The organism is Bacillus sp. FJAT-27001, assembly GCF_019039175.1.
GTDB classification, from domain to species: domain Bacteria; phylum Bacillota; class Bacilli; order Bacillales; family Bacillaceae; genus Bacillus; species Bacillus velezensis.
Map to the genome: position 1 here is coordinate 525643 of NZ_JAHOAA010000001.1, position 17949 is coordinate 543591.

General features: G+C 46.9%; 16 protein-coding genes. 4 read left to right on the forward strand and 12 right to left on the reverse strand.

Annotation, left to right across the window (positions count from 1 at the left end; genetic code table 11):
• Nucleotides 1-3 precede the first annotated feature (3 nt).
• The 5 genes from ctaF to cyoE all read right to left on the reverse strand — a co-directional run bounded on the left by ctaF (nucleotide 4) and on the right by cyoE (nucleotide 5067).
• A complete protein-coding gene (gene ctaF / locus BGM27_RS01980; RefSeq protein WP_007409686.1) occupies nucleotides 4-336 on the reverse strand; it encodes a cytochrome c oxidase subunit IVB in 333 nt (110 codons plus the stop codon).
• A 2-nt stretch (nucleotides 337-338) separates the two neighbouring features.
• Nucleotides 339-962: a cytochrome c oxidase subunit III gene (ctaE, locus tag BGM27_RS01985; RefSeq protein ID WP_003154482.1), complete on the reverse strand. Its 624-nt coding sequence runs from the start codon at nucleotides 960-962 to the stop codon at nucleotides 339-341.
• A complete protein-coding gene (gene ctaD, locus BGM27_RS01990; RefSeq protein ID WP_007611227.1) occupies nucleotides 962-2830 on the reverse strand; it encodes a cytochrome c oxidase subunit I in 1869 nt (622 codons plus the stop codon). The genes ctaE and ctaD overlap by 1 nt, the downstream gene beginning before the upstream one ends.
• 31 nt (nucleotides 2831-2861) lie before the next feature.
• Entirely contained in the window at nucleotides 2862-3932 is a 1071-nt protein-coding gene (gene coxB, locus BGM27_RS01995; protein WP_003154484.1) for a cytochrome c oxidase subunit II, read from the reverse strand.
• A 217-nt stretch (nucleotides 3933-4149) separates the two neighbouring features.
• Nucleotides 4150-5067, reverse strand: coding sequence for a heme o synthase (cyoE, locus tag BGM27_RS02000; protein WP_003154486.1), 918 nt, complete (start codon nucleotides 5065-5067; stop codon nucleotides 4150-4152).
• 343 nt (nucleotides 5068-5410) lie between these two features.
• Here cyoE and ctaA point away from each other — a divergent pair, with 343 nt between their 5' ends.
• Nucleotides 5411-6337 carry a heme A synthase CtaA gene (gene ctaA, locus BGM27_RS02005; protein WP_007409684.1) on the forward strand — a complete coding sequence of 309 codons (927 nt, stop codon included), beginning with the start codon at nucleotides 5411-5413 and terminating at the stop codon, nucleotides 6335-6337.
• A gap of 99 nt (nucleotides 6338-6436) precedes the next feature.
• On the opposite strand, the gene pyc is transcribed toward ctaA, so the two are convergent.
• From pyc to glsA, 4 genes are all read right to left on the reverse strand, one after another.
• Complete coding sequence (gene pyc / locus BGM27_RS02010; protein WP_007409683.1) at nucleotides 6437-9883, reverse strand: pyruvate carboxylase; 3447 nt, start codon at nucleotides 9881-9883, stop codon at nucleotides 6437-6439.
• 75 nt (nucleotides 9884-9958) lie between these two features.
• On the reverse strand, nucleotides 9959-11170 hold the full coding sequence (locus BGM27_RS02015; RefSeq protein ID WP_007409682.1) for an FtsW/RodA/SpoVE family cell cycle protein: 1212 nt from the start codon (nucleotides 11168-11170) through the stop codon (nucleotides 9959-9961).
• A 203-nt stretch (nucleotides 11171-11373) separates the two neighbouring features.
• Nucleotides 11374-11655, reverse strand: coding sequence for an Fpa/YlaN family protein (locus BGM27_RS02020; RefSeq protein ID WP_003154494.1), 282 nt, complete (start codon nucleotides 11653-11655; stop codon nucleotides 11374-11376).
• Nucleotides 11656-11762: 107 nt separating this feature from the next.
• Complete coding sequence (gene glsA / locus BGM27_RS02025; RefSeq protein ID WP_007409681.1) at nucleotides 11763-12692, reverse strand: glutaminase A; 930 nt, start codon at nucleotides 12690-12692, stop codon at nucleotides 11763-11765.
• Between the two features lie 103 nt (nucleotides 12693-12795).
• Here glsA and BGM27_RS02030 point away from each other — a divergent pair, with 103 nt between their 5' ends.
• Nucleotides 12796-13272, forward strand: coding sequence for a hypothetical protein (locus tag BGM27_RS02030; RefSeq protein ID WP_007409680.1), 477 nt, complete (start codon nucleotides 12796-12798; stop codon nucleotides 13270-13272).
• Here the strand turns inward: BGM27_RS02030 and BGM27_RS02035 are convergent.
• The gene (locus tag BGM27_RS02035) at nucleotides 13267-14595 is read right to left on the reverse strand and encodes a PhoH family protein (protein WP_007409679.1); all 1329 of its coding nucleotides are present in this window, start codon (nucleotides 14593-14595) and stop codon (nucleotides 13267-13269) included. The two genes, BGM27_RS02030 and BGM27_RS02035, sit on opposite strands and share 6 nt — an antisense overlap.
• Nucleotides 14596-14749: 154 nt before the next feature.
• Here BGM27_RS02035 and BGM27_RS02040 point away from each other — a divergent pair, with 154 nt between their 5' ends.
• Nucleotides 14750-15373 carry a YhcN/YlaJ family sporulation lipoprotein gene (locus BGM27_RS02040; protein ID WP_007409678.1) on the forward strand — a complete coding sequence of 208 codons (624 nt, stop codon included), beginning with the start codon at nucleotides 14750-14752 and terminating at the stop codon, nucleotides 15371-15373.
• A 102-nt stretch (nucleotides 15374-15475) separates the two neighbouring features.
• On the forward strand, nucleotides 15476-15685 hold the full coding sequence (locus tag BGM27_RS02045) for a YlaI family protein (protein ID WP_007409677.1): 210 nt from the start codon (nucleotides 15476-15478) through the stop codon (nucleotides 15683-15685).
• Between the two features lie 42 nt (nucleotides 15686-15727).
• Here BGM27_RS02045 and BGM27_RS02050 read toward each other — a convergent pair whose 3' ends face one another.
• Together BGM27_RS02050 and typA are read right to left on the reverse strand one after the other, a co-directional pair.
• Nucleotides 15728-16048: a YlaH-like family protein gene (locus BGM27_RS02050; protein ID WP_007409676.1), complete on the reverse strand. Its 321-nt coding sequence runs from the start codon at nucleotides 16046-16048 to the stop codon at nucleotides 15728-15730.
• Between the two features lie 56 nt (nucleotides 16049-16104).
• Entirely contained in the window at nucleotides 16105-17943 is a 1839-nt protein-coding gene (typA, locus tag BGM27_RS02055) for a translational GTPase TypA (RefSeq protein ID WP_007409675.1), read from the reverse strand.
• Nucleotides 17944-17949 lie beyond the last annotated feature (6 nt).

The window sequence follows — 17949 nt, forward strand, 5'->3', positions numbered from 1 at the left end:
CGATTACCACCAAATAATCGTGACAAATGCAAGCACGGTGATAAACGCGACAAATATTCCCGAATACAGAAATAATGACGGCGCTTCATGCCCCTTCTGGCTCATATGCATAAAGTAAAACAGCTGAAAGATGACCTGGATGACCGCAAGCAGGATCAGAAACGGCATCGTAAACCATCCGGCAATGCCGTCAGCAGCCACCGTCAAAAACGCGACAAGCGTAAGGCCGATCATCAAACCGAAGGATATGACCTGATATTTCATCTCCTCGGCATTTTTCTTTTTTCGATATTCGAGATCCGTACTGACAGTCCCTCTGTTTTTGTTATCGTCCATCGTTATCCCACCATCCCCATCAAATATACAACGGTAAAGATAAAGACCCACACGACATCGATAAAATGCCAATATAAGCTGGCCACATAATATTTCGGCGCATTATAAAGGCTGAGCCCTCTTTTTGCATTCCGGATCATCAGCGCGCTGATCCACAACAGCCCGAACGCCACGTGTGCTCCGTGTGTGCCGACGAGCGTGTAAAACGCTGAGCCGAGCGCAGAGCTTGTAATGGTAAAGCCGAATTCGTGAGTGTAATGCATAAATTCATAGATTTCTACCCCTAAAAATCCTGCTCCCAATAAAACGGTAACCAAAAGCCACACCTGCATTTTTTTAAAGGAGAAATTTTTCATATGATACATCGCATACACACTCGTTAAGCTGCTCGTTAAAAGAAGCATCGTCGCGATAAATACGATCGGCAGCTCAAACATCTCAGCCGTTGACGGCCCTCCGGCTTTAGATTCCCGTAAAGCAAGGAATGTTGCAAATAGCGAGGCGAACAGAACCGTTTCCCCGCCGAGAAACAGCCAAAATCCCAAAAACTTATTTTTCCCCTCCAGCGTTGCTTTTTCAGGAGAAGCCGGAAAGGTTTCAGCCGTCATTTTTTCCTGCAGCTGCATTACGCCTTCACCCCTTTATCATCATTCGGCAGATCTTCTTTGTGAATATGATAGCCGTAATCATCGACCACAGAGCGAAGCAGCATGGTAAAGAATGTGATGCCGAGCCCTATGAAGATAACCGGAAGCCCCCATGAATAATCGGAGTGGTATAAAAACCCGAACGCTGCGACAAACAGCCCGAAAGATATGATAAACGGCATGATGGAGCCGTTCGGCATATGAATGTCCTCTACAGGCTCTGCAGGCGCCATCCCTTCATTTCCGGCCTGCTTTTCAATCCACAGCGGGTCAAGTCCCCGGACAAACGGAAGCTGTTTAAAATTATATTCCGGCGGCGGCGAAGAGACCGCCCATTCAAGCGTACGACCGTCCAGCCACGGGTCGTTCCCGACGTATTTCCCCTTTATTGAGGTATAAATAATATTGACGACGAGTAAAGCAGCCGCGCCCGCCATGAAAAACGCGCCGATTGAACTGATCAGGTTGCCGGTATCAAGCCCCTGGCCGGGCAGATATGTGTAAACGCGCCGCGGCATTCCCATCAAACCGAGGAAATGCTGAATGAAGAAGGTAAGATGAAACCCGATAAAAAATAAGACGAACGAAATTTTCCCCATCGTTTCATGAAGCACCTTCCCGAACATTTTCGGCCACCAGAAATGCACGCCCGCCAGGATGCCGAACACAACGCCGCCGATAATGACATAGTGGAAATGCGCTACGACAAAATACGTATCGTGGAACTGATAATCTGCCGCTGCGGCCGCCAGCATGACACCCGTGACTCCTCCGAGTACGAAAGAAGGAATAAAGGCGACGGCATACAGCATAGGCGTCGTGAATTTGACATTTCCTCCCCAGATGGTCAAAAGCCAGTTGAAAATTTTAATGCCCGTAGGCACCGCGATCGCCATCGTCGCAACCGCAAATATCGCATTAGCGATCGGTCCGAGTCCCGTCGTAAACATATGGTGAACCCAAACCATGAACCCGAGAAAGCCGATCAGCACGATCGCAAAGACCATAGACGAATAACCGAACAGACGTTTCCTCGCAAATACGGGAATGATTTCTGAAAAAATCCCAAAGGCGGGAAGAATTAAAATGTATACTTCCGGATGCCCGAAAATCCAAAACAGATGCTCCCAGATTATCGTATTGCCGCCCAATTCAGGATTAAAGAAATTCGTTCCGAACAAACGATCCAGCATCATCAGCGCCAAACCGACGGTGAGCGGAGGAAATGCGAATAAAATGAGTGCCGACGCCACAAATGTCGTCCACGTAAACAGCGGCAGTCTCATATACGTCAAACCCGGCGCCCTCATATTAATAATCGTGGCGAGAAAGTTGATCCCCGCAATGAGCGTACCTAAGCCTGATATTTGCAGGCCGAGCACGAAAAAGTCTATGCCGTGCCCTTTCGAATTCAGCGCAAGCGACGCGTACGACGTCCAGCCTGCATCAGGAGCGCCTCCTAAAAACCAGCTCAGATTCAAAAAGATGCCTCCGAAGAAAAACAGCCAAAATCCGAGCGCATTCAGAAATGGGAACGATACGTCACGCGCCCCGATCTGAAGCGGCACAACCGCGTTCATCAGCCCGAATAACAGCGGCATCGCCGCCAGGAAGATCATTGTCGTGCCGTGCATCGTCATAATTTCATTAAACTGCTGAGCACCCATAAAATCGTTCCCCGGCCTCAAGAGCTGAATCCTGATAAGCATGGCCTCAAGTCCGCCGACGACGAAGAAAAATCCCCCGGCGATCATATATAAAATCGCGATTTTCTTATGGTCAACCGTCGTCAAATAATCCCAAAGCAAAGAGCTTTTTCTTTGCTGTCCTGTAAGCGTATTCATCATTTACGACCTCCCCCCTGATATCTCCCTGTCCTCACTTGTTCTCCGCTTTCAGCCCTTTTAAATATTCATACAGCGCATCCGTTTCAGCGTCCGAGAGCTTCGGATAAGTGCCTGTCATTTTATTGCCCGGTTTAATGCTGTCCGGATTTTTCAGCCAGGCTTTTATATTCTCTTTATTCGCATCCTTAATGCCGGCCACTTTGACCCGTTCACCGAAGGTAGCGAGGTTCGGAGCCGTTCTTGCCGCTTCAGCCCGTTTATCATTGGGCTCAACCGCATGACAGCTCAGGCAGTTTTTTTCCTTAAACAGCTCTTCTCCTTGCGCGGCTAAACCGGAGTCTGTTGTATGCTTATAATTTTTCATCGCTTTCGTCCATTGTTTAAATTCTTTTGACGGCAGCGGTTTCACTTTGAAATCCATCAGCGCATGTGAAGGTCCGCACAGCTCTGCGCATTTCCCGAAGAAATATTCTCCCGCTTCTTTGCTGCGTTTAGAATCGAAGGTCAGAAAGAAAGTATTGTCATTATCCGTATTCGTATCGATTTTTCCCCCGGCTGACGGAATCCAGAAAGAGTGTTTCACATCTGAGGACTTCAGCTTGAAATAGACGCGTTCATCTGTGGGAACGATCAGCTCCTGACTTGTCACAAACCCGTAATCAGGATACTCGAATTCCCACCAGTATAAATTCGCCCTTACATTAATCACGAGCGCATCCTCTGCTTTACGGTTTTTCTTATCCATCGGCGACGTATCCGCCAGCGCCAATGTATCGATGACAACCGGAATGACAAGAATAATCAGAAGCAGGATCGGAATAACGGTCCAGGTGATTTCTAAAAAACGGTTCCCCTCCACCTGTTTCGGTATCGTGTCCTCCCCTATACGCGACCGTCTGAATCTCACAATGACGTAAAAGAAAATAACTGCTACGACCGCAACGACGACAACCATGATAAGTGTGCTGAGCACCGTCAGATCATATTGTTTATCAGCCACTTCGCCGGCAGGCTTGAGTGTGGACAGAAACGGTTTTCCACAGCCGCTCAATAAAAGCGGCACTAAGGCTAATAATGATAAAAGACGCCAACGCTTTAACATTTCACCCAACCCCTTTTTTGAATCAGTACGAGATGCACAAGCAGTAAATCTGCTTCCAGCCGAAATACTTCTTTTCCTCATTTCTTAAAATATGAGATTTTTTACTTAAAATTCCATCTATGTATAAAAGCAAAGCCGCCTGATTAAACAAAAGGTCAAGGCGGCGTTTACTAGTTGTCATTGTTTGTTTTGGCGATCAAACAAGCTCATTATTTAATTAAAACAGCGTAAAGACCACCATCGCTACAAAATAAATGGTCATGTAATTAAGCGAATAGACAAACATAAGAGTTGCCCACTTCATGATGTTTTTCATGCGGAATCCCATCAGTCCGAGAACAAGCCATCCGACATTCAGCAAAGTGCCGAGAATGACGATCGGAAGACCTAGACTGCCGAGGAAAAATGGAAGCGGCAGCAGGCATGCGACCCAGACGATAATCTGTCTTTTCGTCACTTCAAAGCCGTGCACTACCGGAAGCATCGGAATATTCGCTGCTCTGTAATCTTCCGTCTTCTTAATCGCAAGCGCTAAAAAGTGCGGAATCTGCCAGATGAATAAAATCATGAATAAAACCCACGCGACAACACCGATGTGCCCTTCAACCGCTGTCCAGCCGATTAACGGCGGCACGGCGCCTGATACACTTCCGACAACCGTATTAATCGTATAACGGCGTTTCGTCCACATTGTATAAAGAACAACGTACGTAAACACGCCGATAAAACCGATGACTGCTGCCATCACGGTGGTCATCAAAAGCATGATAAGTCCTAAAGCAATGAGTAAAATTCCTGACCACAGCGCTTGATTCGGCTGAATCTTTCCGGTTACCGTCGGTCTTACTTTCGTGCGTTCCATTAAATGATCAATATCACGGTCGTAATAGTTGTTAACCGCACAAGAACCGGCGATGATCAAAGAAGATCCTATTAATGTAAGAAGCACGGTGTTTAAATTGCCTAAAAAACTCAGACCGGATATATGTAACGCAAGCCACATGCCGGTAAAAGTCGTAATTAAATTCGAATTGACGATTCCTATTTTGATAAGCGAAAGGAAATCCTTCCATGCCGTCGTCTCTTCAATCTGTCCGTCTATAGCTGTATCGTTTAAAATTCTGGAATTAGCCATAACGTAAACCTCCCTTACAAACCTAAAGCAGGTTTTTTAAGACCTGCAACTCTATCATACAAGATAATGACCTGTAAAAAAACATCCTCTTAAATATTAAACGAGAAACAGGAATTTATTTGTGAACTTTTTATGAATTTTACCAAATCCGCCGGTTTCATAATAAAGCGGTTACTTTATTTCTATCAGACCCATCTGGAATAATCAACCCCATTATCTAAGAAGTCCTGATTCTATTATATTTTTGTGAACAAACAGAATTGAGAATTGCCACAAAACACATATTCGCTTACACTTGGTACGTATATCATTTTGTCCAGTTTGTTAAGAAGGTGAATGTAAAATGAATAAAGCTTTGAAAGCGCTCGGCGTGCTGACGACATTCGTTATGCTCGTCGTGCTGATCGGCGGCGCTCTTGTCACAAAGACAGGATCGGGTCTCGGATGCGGAAGGCAGTGGCCGCTTTGCCACGGCCGGTTTTTCCCGGAGCTTAACGCCGCTTCTATCATTGAATGGAGCCACAGACTCGCAAGCGGTGTCTCAATCGTTCTCGTGCTGAGTCTCGCTTTTTGGGCATGGAGAAAAGTCACGCCTGTTTTCCGTGAAACAACCTTTCTCGCCATTATGTCCATTATCTTTTTATTTTTACAGGCGCTTCTCGGCGCATTAGCGGTTGTTTTCGGATCAAATGCGCTCGTTATGGCGCTTCATTTCGGCATATCGCTGATTTCTTTCGCTTCTGTTCTGATTTTGACGCTGCTCATATTCGAAGCTGATAAATCAGACAAAAAGCTCGTCAAGCCGCTCAGAATCGGCAGGAAAATGCAGTTTCATATGATCGGCCTTTCGATTTACACGTATATCGTCGTTTATACGGGAGCTTATGTGCGCCATACGAAATCAAGCCTTGCCTGCCCTGACGTTCCGCTTTGCAGCAGGCTGAATCACGGGCTTCCGTCCCATTTTCAGGAATGGGTGCAGATGGGCCACAGAACGGCAGCGCTGCTTCTGTTCGTATGGATTCTTGTCGCTTTTGCACATGCGGTGCGCTCCTACAAAGACCAAAAACAGATTCTTGGGGGCTGGATAGCGGCTCTTGCCTTTGTTGTATTACAGGCGCTCTCCGGAATCATGGTTGTTTATTCAGAAATGGCCACCGGCTTTGCACTTGCCCATTCGCTCTTTATTGCCGGCCTGTTCGGCGTCTTATGCTATTTCTTATTATTAATCGCCCGCTTCCGCTATGAATCAAAACAGCGGTACATCTGAGGCACATGAAAAGGCCGAAGCATTAGAGCTTCGGCCTTTTTACATCTAAAAAACCTGATCGCACACGAGGGCGGATCAGGTTTTTTAGATGTTCATTTTTTACGCTTTTTCAATTTCGATCAGTAAATCGCCTGTCTGAATCGGTTCACCGTTTTTCACATGAATCTGCTGTATCGTCCCGGAGAACGGCGCCTGTACCGTCGTCTCCATTTTCATCGCTTCATTAATCATCAGATGATCGCCTTTATTCACCTTTGCCCCGGTTTCCGTTAACAATTTAATGACGGTTCCCGGCATGGATGCCGCAATGTGGCTTGGGTTTGTCCGATCTGCTTTTAATTTTTCCTGTACGGATGATTTAATGCTTTCATCTTTAATGACCACCTCGCGCGGCTGGCCGTTCAATTCGAAATAAACGACACGTGTCGCATCTGGCTGCGGTTCACCGATAGATACAAGCTTCACGATCAGCGTTTTTCCGCGCTCGATTTCCACTTCGATTTCTTCACCGAGTGTCATGCCGTAGAAGAAAGTCGGTGTGTCTAATACGGAAATATCACCGAAGCGTTCCGCCGTTTTAACATATTCAGTAAACACCTTCGGATAAAGAGCATACGCGATTGCGTCCTGATCACTCAATTCCATATGATGTGTTTCTTTCCATTCTTCTTTAATGCCTTCAAAAGATACCGGTTCAAGCAGCTCACCCGGTCTTACCGTGATCGGCGTCTGCCCTTTCAGAACGAGCTTTTGCAGTTTTTCCGGAAATCCGCCGTGCGGCTGGCCGATCTGCCCTTTAAAGAGCTCAACGACTGAATCCGGAAAATCAAGCGTTTCGCCTTTATCATAAACATCTTGTTCTGTTAAATTGTTTTGCACCATGTAAAGCGCCATATCTCCGACGACTTTGGAAGAAGGTGTTACTTTCACGACGTCGCCGAACATGCGGTTGACGACGCTGTACATGTCTTTCACCTCATTCCAGCGATCACCGAGGCCGACTCCTTTTGCCTGCTGCTGCAGATTGCTGTACTGGCCGCCCGGCATTTCATGATTATAAATCTCAGTATGCGGAGACTTCATCCCGCTTTCAAATTCACTGTAATACTGACGGACGGATTCCCAGTATTGCGACAGTCTTTCCACCTGCCGGACATCCATTTCAGGACGGCGGCTGTTTCCTTCAAGGGCATGATAAAATCCGCTTGCGCTCGGCTGTGAAGTCAGACCCGCCATTGAGCTGACGGCGACATCCACGATGTCCACACCCGCTTCAACAGCTTTGGCATAGAGAAAGACGCCATTGCCGCTCGTATCATGCGTGTGAAGATGAACGGGAATATCAATCGTTTCCTTCAGCGCTGAGACAAGTTCGTATGCGGCTTGAGGTTTCAAAAGACCAGCCATGTCTTTAATGCCGAGAATGTGCGCACCAGACGCCTCAAGCTCTTTCGCCATAGAAAGATAATATTGCAAATCATATTTCGTCCGGGTCTTATCAAGAATATCTCCCGTGTAACAAATCGCAGCCTCCGCCACTTTTCCGGTTTCACGGACGGCATCGATGGCCAGCGTCATCCCTTTTACCCAGTTCAGGCTGTCAAAGATCCGGAATACGTCAATACCTGACTCCGCTGACTGCCGGACAAATTTTTGGATGACATTGTCCGGATAGTTTGTATAACCGACGGCATTTGATGAACGAAGCAGCATCTGGAACAATGTGTTCGGCACTTCCTTGCGAAGATCTTCAAGGCGCTTCCAAGGGTCTTCTTTTAAGAAACGGTACGCTACATCAAATGTCGCGCCTCCCCACATTTCAAGGCTGAACAGTTCAGGCCACAGGGCAGCCGTAGGATTCGCGATTTTTTTCAAATCATTGGATCTGATCCGGGTTGCAAGCAGGGACTGATGGGCATCCCTGAACGTTGTATCGGTCAGGAGCACGGATTTTTGCTCTTTCACCCAGTCTGCAAGCCCCTCAGCGCCTCTTTCATCAAGGATCTGTTTCGTACCGCTTGCCGGCTTTTCCCCGATACCTAACGTAACGGTCTGAGGCTTATCAAATGCAGGTTTTTCTTTTTTCCCGATTCCCGGAAAACCGTTTACCGTGACATTGCCGATATAGGAAAGCATTTTTGTTCCGCGGTCCTTCTGTTTTGGGAAAACAAACAGCTCAGGCGTTGTGTCGATAAACGATGTGTCATATTGGCCCGTCAGGAATTTTTCATGCTTTGCCACGTTTTCAAGAAACGGAATATTGGTCTTAATGCCCCTGATCCTGAATTCCTGCAGGTTGCGGACCATTTTCGCTGATGCCTGTTCAAACGTCAGCGCCCATGTCGACAGCTTGACGAGCAGTGAATCATAATAAGGCGTGATGACGGCGCCCTGGAAGCTGTTTCCCGTATCAAGGCGGACGCCGAAGCCGCCGCCTGAGCGGTAAGCCATAATTTTACCCGTGTCAGGCATAAAGTCATTCAGCGGATCTTCAGTGGTCACACGTGATTGTATCGCATACCCGTTTGTAAAAATGTCTTTCTGCTCAGGGATATTGACGGCACGGCTGTGCAGTCCGTGGCCCTGCGCGACGAGGATTTGCGTCTGAACGATATCAACCCCCGTTATCATTTCCGTAATCGTATGCTCCACCTGCACGCGCGGGTTCACTTCAATAAAGTAAAATTCACCGCGCGCTACGAGAAACTCCACGGTCCCCGCGTTGATATAGCCGACATTTTTCGCAAGCGCCACAGCCGCTTCACAGATTTCGTCCCTTAATTCAGGCTGCAAAGATACACTCGGCGCCACCTCAATGACCTTTTGATGGCGTCTCTGAACGGAACAGTCCCGCTCATACAGATGGACGACATTGCCTTCATTATCTCCGATCACCTGAACTTCAATATGCTTAGGATTTTCGATCAGTTTTTCAACATACACTTCATCGTTTCCGAATGCGGCTTTCGCTTCTGATTTGGCCCGCTCAAACGATTCTTTCAATTCGCTTTCGCTTCGGACGATTCTCATTCCGCGCCCTCCGCCTCCGAGCGATGCTTTAATAATAAACGGAAATCCGTGGACTTTTGCGAATTGTTCGACATCTTTTAATGTTTCAGCCGGTCCGTCACTCCCCGGAATAACGGGGATGCCGGCTTTTTCTGCCTGCTCCCTCGCCTTTACCTTATCTCCGAACATATCCAAATGCGCTGACGTCGGTCCGATAAATACGATGCCCTCTTCTTCACAGCGTCTCGCAAATTGGATATTTTCAGAGAGAAATCCGTAGCCCGGATGAATGGCATCTACGCCGTTTCTTTTTGCGATCTCAATAATCCCTTCAATATCAAGATACGCATCAATCGGTTTTTTGCCTTCTCCCACAAGATAAGCTTCATCCGCTTTATAGCGATGATAGGAGCCCGAATCTTCTTTTGAATAAACGGCTACCGTTCTGATGTTCAATTCTGTGCACGCCCGGAAAATCCGAATCGCAATTTCTCCCCTGTTTGCTACTAACACTTTTTGGATGGATTGTTGTGACAAACTTTTCTCCCCCTTGGCCTAATAAATATGTAGTTTATAATAAAGGAATATCCGCCCTGTGTATACACTTGTTTTTTAGAGATACACAGATTTTTCCGTCTGCCGTCTTTTTACCCCCTTAGACGGAACGGGCTCCCTCTTTTTCTTCTTTTCTGAGTACTTGACATGCATGCTGACATTCACCAATATACCGGCGCTCATTAATAACAACAACATTGATGAGCCCCCGTAGCTGATAAACGGCAGCGGAACACCTGTAATCGGAATTAAGCCGCTGACACCGCCGAGATTGATAAAGGTCTGAATCGCAATCATGCTGGATATCCCGATTGCCAAAAGGCTCCCGAACGGATCTTCACATTTTCTCGCAATATAAAAACCTTTTAACACGACAAAAGCCAGCAGCACAATGACAAACAGGACGCCGAAAATGCCGAGCTCCTCTGAAATAACCGCCATAATAAAGTCTGTATGCGATTCAGGCAGATAACCGTATTTTTGAATGCCTTCTCCAAGACCGAGACCGAAAAAACCGCCTGAGCCGATCGCATAATACGAATTTATAATCTGCAGGCCTGATGTGCTGGCGTATTTAAATGGATTTTCAAGGCTTTCAAACCGGCTCATACGCCCGGGTGTCAAAATATCGTCCCATTTCAGATAGATGATCGGGCTGACAAGGAGCAATACGATTCCCGCCATGAGAACCAGCCTGAGCAGGGTCCTTCCGCTGAATCCCGAACACATAATGACGCAAAATGCGATCAGGCCGATAATCATCGCCGTTCCGAAGTCAGGCTGAATGGCGATAAGCGCACAAATGACTACGGTGACGATCACCGGCGGCGCAACCCCCGTCAAAAGCTGATCGATATAGCTTTGTTTCTTTGCGTATACCGCGGCAAGGTACAGTATCAGGGTCAGCTTGACAAATTCCCCCGGCTGAATGGCCATTCCGCCAATTTTAAACCAGCTTTGCGCGTTTCCGGCAACATGTCCGAAAACAAACAGCGCGCAAAGCGCAGCCACTGACGCAAGCAGTATGAATTTCTGAATCTTTTGATGGGCGAACACTTTGTACGGAAAAACGGCCGCGATGATAAACAGCACAAACCCCGCGATGACGGCGAACAGCTGCCGTTTAAAGAAATAGTCGCTGCTCACGCCGTAACGCATAACGGCGGTAATCATGCTTGAGCTGTATACCATTACCAATCCGAAACTGCACAGCAGAATGATAGCGCATATCAATGAATAATCGTAAGATTTTAACATTCTTTTAAACATAACATCCTCTTTCCTGCTTAAAGCTTACGTTTAATACCTATTGCGTATTATATTTTACTATAATTCATAAACATTTTACGCAGTTTCTTTATAGTTTTTCGGATGAAATGCAGATTAAGAGACCGTCTTACGAAAAGAAGATGCAAAAAACGGTTTACGGTTATAAAAAAACCCAAACCGTTGAATAGTTTGAGTTTGATCATTTATTTTCCTGTAAACGCGTCATGCAAAGCAGACAGTTCTCTTTCAAGTCTGTCCAGCAGCTCTTTGCCGTCGTTTTCGTCAACTAATCCCAGGCGGACAGCAAAATCGATTTCCCTCGACAGTCCGAACATCTGAGTATCCAAGACCTCTTCATACAGAGGACATTGAGGCATCGTTAAGTTATCCATTTGTACTCGGATCAGCTTCAAAATCTTCTCAGCATCTAACTTCAACAGCTCGAATGCTTTCTGCTGATGGTCAACTATAATCTCTGAAGCCAAAAGTATCCCTCCGTTCCCCAGGCGAGTACCTAATTCTTCTATTTATCATAAAGGGTATCAGATGAAATTGCAAGAGAATTTAAGCAGATGTTATGATAAAAAATGTTTCAAAAAATACTCAGCCTGTATTTCTCAGACATGATTTCCAAAAGCTTCACACCCGCGATGCTGTTGCCTTTTTCATCAAGCGCCGGGCCGAATATACCGATTCCGAAGTTGTACGGCGAAATGCCCATGATTCCTCCCGAAACGCCGCTTTTAGCGGGAATGCCGACCTTGATCGCGAATTCCCCGCTCGCATTGTACATGCCGCATGTCACCATAAACGTCTTGCAGATTCTCGCCACATCTTTTTTAATGACCTGCTCCCCGGTTTCCGGATGCTTGCCGTCAAGGGCGAATACGCAGCCGATTTTGGCTAAGTCCAGACTGCTCATCTTAATCGCGCACTGTTTTGTATACAAATCCATGACCTCTTCAACATCGCCTTTAAAAATGTCATACTGCTTCATGTAATAACACATGGCCCGATTAATCATGGATGAACTGAATTCCGATTCCGCGACATGTCTGCAATATGTAATGTCCTGATTATTCGCAAGTCTTCTGATGAATCCGAGCAGGTAATCCAGGCGGTCTTTCGGCGAATGCCCTTTAATGAAACCCGTTACGACGAGAGCGCCCGCATTAATCATCGGATTTAAAGGCTTGCCCGGATTCACTGTTTCAAGCTTAATCATGGAATTAAACGGGTCGCCGGTCGGCTCCTGACCCACGCAGCTGAACACCTTTTCCTTTCCGTAATCCATCAGTACGAGCGCCAGAGAAAGCACTTTCGAAATGCTCTGCAGCGTAAATGTCCGGTCGGCGTCTCCTGCCGTCAGACATGTATTTTCCGCATGATAAATCGTGACCGAAAGGCTGTCTTGTTCAGATTCAGCCAGAGCCGGAATATAGTCTGCCACTTTGCCTTCTTCGGTCCTTTTTTTCGCTTCCTGAACTAATGCGTCCAGCTCTTGGTAATGCCGGCATACCATGTCGATCATCCTCACTTTGCTGCCGTTGTATACATCTAATTTGCGACGCAAAGTGACAATTCATGCGAAAACTTTTATACTTTAAGTAAAGGGGGGCTTCACCATGAGCGTTATTCAGGTAAAAGGCAATGTTACATATCCGATTACAATTGATCCGAGTGTCTGGATTTTCGATGACCGCAAGTTTCCGTTTGAAAAAAATCAGCCCGTTCATCCGGACGGCTCTGCAGAAACCCAGGAGCATACGCTTGATCCGGAACGGGTGATCAGAGAAGGGCGCATTTCGCCGCCGACTTTAAAAAGCGAAAAACGTTATGAAAAAGAAAGACTGATGAACGGCAGCTTCGCCATGAAGCTCGGCGCTGTTTTAGCAAATGCCGAGCCAAAAGAAAGCGCTGTCCTGTGCGCATTTATTTCAAAATCAGAAAGAACCGAAGTGCCGCTAGAAAAGGCGATGGACGCAATCGCGCATTTCAGCGATGCGGGGAAACCCCTTCAAGACGGCGGCCCGGTCCATTTTTACGTGGACGGAGACTTTGAAAAACCGATAACGGGCGTCACAGAAATCGAAGTTTTATAACAAATCGGCGGCAAGCTGTGCAAGGCCGGATCTCTCACCTTTCACAAGCTTCACGCTGCCGGAGACGGTTTGTTCTTTAAACCGTTCTACCACATAAGCAAGTCCGTTATTTAAACTGTCTAAGTATGGGTGATCTATTTGCTCCGGATCGCCCATCAGGACAATTTTGCTGCCCTCTCCCACCCGAGTCAAAAGCGTTTTGACCTCGTGCCTCGTCAAATTCTGAGCCTCATCAATAATAATAAACTGATCCGGAATGCTTCTTCCCCGAATGTATGTCAGCGCCTCCACCTGAATCGATCCGATTCCTGCCAAAATCGCTTCAAGTTCACCCGGCTTTTTCGCATTGAATAAAAATTCAAGATTATCAAAGATCGGCTGCATCCACGGCTTGAGCTTTTCCTCTTTTTCGCCAGGCAAATATCCGATATCCTTTCCCACCGGGACGATGGGACGCGCGACGATCAGTTTTTTATAAATACCGAGATCCTCCGTCTGCAGAAGCCCTGCCGCGAGAGCAAGCAAGGTTTTTCCCGTTCCCGCTTTTCCGATCAGGGTGACGAGCGGGATATCTTCCCTCAGCAGGAGTTCAAGCGCCATTGTCTGCTGAACGTTCTTCGGCCTGATACCCCATACGTGCTCATCATCGAAAACGAGTCTTTTTACGGTCTCGCCTTTCTTATCTGTCATGCCGACCGCAGACGAAGATCCTCCTAATTCATCTTTCATCAGCACAAATTGATTCGGATAAACCTGATGCTGCTGAAGCTCCTTGACTGAAATTTGTTTGTTTTTATAAAACGAGGCAAACCGCTCTTTATTCATAAATATATCTTTGTACCCGCTATATATTTCATCATGGTCAACGACTCTGTCGTTTAAAAAGTCCTCCGCCAAAAGCCCGATGGCATCCGCCTTTACCCTGACAAGCACATCTTTGCTGACCAGGATGACGAGGCGGCCGTTTTCTTTCGTTTCCTCCTCAAGGCTTAAATTTTTTGCCACCGCCAAAATGCGGTTATCATTCGTTTTTTCGATAAAAATTTCTTGGAGCTGGTGAAATGACCGGTGGTTCAGTTCAATTCTGAGCGTTCCTCCGCTTTCAAGCGGAACTTTCTCGTGCAGCCTTCCTTTCTCCCTGAGCCCGTCTATCAGCTTAGATACGTGCCTCGCATTTCTCCCGACCTCGTCCATATACCGCTTTTTTGAATCGACCTCTTCCAGCACGACGGCGGGGATGACAACTTCGTTTTCTTCAAAGGAAAAAATGGCGTTAGGATCCTGCAAAAGTACATTCGTATCTAACACATAAATTTTACTCAAGTCTCAGCCTCCTGAAATAAGGATCAAAGCCCATCGTGTGCTTCTCTTTCCACGAAAAACGGGGATGCCTGCTAAAATATATGATTTGGTGAATAAAGATAGAAGGTTAATTCAACAATAAAATAAATGAAAGCATTCAAGGAGGAAATCTGACGTGCGAATTCTTTTCATTATCATACAAGCCTTGTTTATCCTTACCGGCTGCACTGCTGTACAGGACGGCCGCGGCCGCAATATTCAGAACGAATCAGCCGATCAGCGCGATGGAAAACCGATCCATGTGAAAAATACGGCTCCTGAGGCAGCTGAAAATCCCGGCCGGACAGACATCGCTAAGCATCTCGTCGAGGTAACCGAAAAAATCCCCGGCATTTCAGATGCCACCGCGGTTGTACTCGGAAGATACTCCGTTGTCGGTATCGATGTGGATGACAATTTAGAAAGAAGTAAAGTGGAGAGCATTAAATACACGGTTGCCCAGGCGTTAAAAAACGATCCTTACGGCGCCAATGCCGTTGTCGTGGCTGATCCTGATACGGTTTCCCGTCTGAGAGGCATGGGCAGCGACATTAAGGCCGGCCGCCCCGTTTCAGGCATTTTGGACGAACTTGCCGCCATCGTCGGCCGTGTCATGCCAGAAGTCCCGAATGATGTGACCGACAATGAAAAAGAATCACCGACTCAATCAAATGATGATCAGCTGAACCAAAGAGACCAGAACAAGCTGCAGAACGAACAGAACGATCAATCGGATCATCATATGAAAAACCGCCGGTAAAAAGCAGCGCCCGCTCCAAAGGAAGGGCGCTGCTTTCTTTCCCTTTGGCAGGAGGGGCATCCATGATATAATGCTTGTCATAGTGAAAGAGGTGAAAAATCAATGAGAGTAAAATGTTCCATTTGCGACAAAATCGAACAAATTGATGATGAAACACTGACAGCCAAACGCCTCCGCAATCGTCCGATTCATACATATATGTGCCGGGAATGCCATGACCGAATCAAAGTCAAAACGGAGGCGCGGCTGAATACCGGACACTTTTCCTTTCATCCCGGACAAAAAGCGAAAAAAGATAAACTGAAAAAATAAACCGAATAAAAAAATGACCCGCCGGAAGGCAAGGTCATTTTTTTATTGCGGTTTAGCTGACTGGCTTTTTTTGGACTGGTGCAGACGGATTTTGTAAACGATCAAAATCAAGGCGGCGACAACAAGCCCTTCTCCGACCGGCAGAAACACACCGAAAAAAGTCAGTACGGTGCAGCCGAGCACGAGAAAGAGATAAACTGCCGCAGCCTTCAACACCGGCAGCCGTTTGGCAAAGCCGAGTTTAAATACAATCACCGAAAGCACGACGATCGTTCCGTATAACAGCCACATTCCCGACAGCGGATGCTCATCCACTTGGTAAAGAGCCGCAAAGAACGACAGCCGTTCACTTACTTCATTCAAAAGGATCCCCCTCCCCTTTTCCGTTCGGGTTCTACCTTTTCAAATTCTGCAAGTGATTAAGACATTCCTGCTGTTTTTTTCTTTTTCGCCGCTTTTTCACGTTCGTTTTTATTCAGGATTTTCTTTCTTAAACGGATGGATTCCGGCGTTACTTCACAGTATTCATCTTCGTTTAAGTACTCGAGTGATTCTTCAAGCGACATAATGCGCGCTTTCTTAATCGTAGTCGTTTGATCCTTCGTAGCGGAACGGACGTTTGTCTGCTGTTTCATTTTGCTGACATTGACGACAAGGTCATTGTCACGGTTATGTTCGCCGACAATCATGCCTTCATATACTTCTGTTCCAGGCTCAACGAAGATGACGCCGCGGTCTTCAATACCTTGAATTCCGTAAGATGTCGCTTTTCCGTTTTCCATGGAAACGAGCACACCCTGACGCCGGCCTCCGACTTGGCCTTTTTGCATCGGCTGATAGCTGTCAAACGTGTGGTTCAGGATACCGAAACCGCGTGTCAGTGACAGAAACTCAGTAGAATAGCCGATGAGTCCGCGTGAAGGTACGGTAAAGATCAGGCGGACCTGGCCGTTTCCGTTATTAATCATATCAAGCATTTCGCCTTTTCTCGCACCCATTGATTCCATAACAGAACCGGTATGCTCTTCAGGCACGTCAATCTGCACGCGCTCAACAGGCTCGCAGCTTACGCCGTCGATTTCCTTAATGATAACTTCAGGTTTAGACACTTGAAGCTCATAGCCTTCACGGCGCATGTTTTCAATTAAAATGGACAGGTGAAGCTCACCGCGTCCTGAAACAACCCATGCGTCAGGTGATGCAGTCGGTTCGACACGAAGACTGACGTCTGTTTGAAGCTGCGCGTTCAGACGCTCTTCAATTTTGCGGGCTGTGACATATTTGCCTTCACGGCCTGCAAACGGGCTGTTGTTTACGACAAATGTCATTTGAAGCGTAGGCTCATCAATGCGCAGAACCGGCAGCGGCTCATGGTGGTCAGCCGGACAAACCGTTTCACCGACGTTGATGTCTTCCATGCCCGAAACGGCAACGAGGTCTCCCGCTCTCGCTTCTTCAATTTCCACGCGTTTCAATCCTTGGAAACCGAAGATTTTCGTTACGCGGAATGATTTTACCGTTCCGTCAAGTTTCATCAATGAAACCTGCTGACCCACTTTCATCGTGCCGCGGAAAACGCGTCCGATACCGATACGGCCGACATAATCATTGTAATCAAGCAGCGCCACTTGGAATTGAAGAGGCTCTTCGGCGTTATCTACCGGGGCAGGGACATGTTCAAGAATCGTTTCATACAGTGATTCCATATTTTCGTCCTGCTTTTTCGGATCCAGACTTGCCGTTCCGTTAATCGCAGAAGCGTAGACGACAGGGAACTCAAGCTGTTGTTCGTTTGCGTCAAGCTCGATGAACAAATCAAGCACTTCATCAATGACTTCTTCCGGGCGGGCGAAATCACGGTCGATTTTGTTTACGACGACAACCGGATTTAAGTTCTGCTCAAGGGCTTTTTTCAGTACGAAACGGGTTTGCGGCATGCAGCCTTCATATGCGTCAACGACTAACAGAACGCCGTCAACCATTTTCATAATCCGTTCTACCTCTCCGCCGAAGTCGGCGTGTCCCGGAGTGTCCAAAATATTAATGCGTGTATCTTTATAGTTAATCGCAGTATTTTTCGCAAGAATTGTAATACCGCGTTCACGTTCAAGATCGTTTGAATCCATTGCGCGTTCGGCAATATTTTCGTTGGCACGGAATGTTCCGGCTTGGTGAAGCAATTGGTCTACCAAAGTCGTTTTCCCATGGTCAACGTGGGCAATAATCGCGATGTTGCGAAGATCGTTTCGAAGTTTCACATTTTC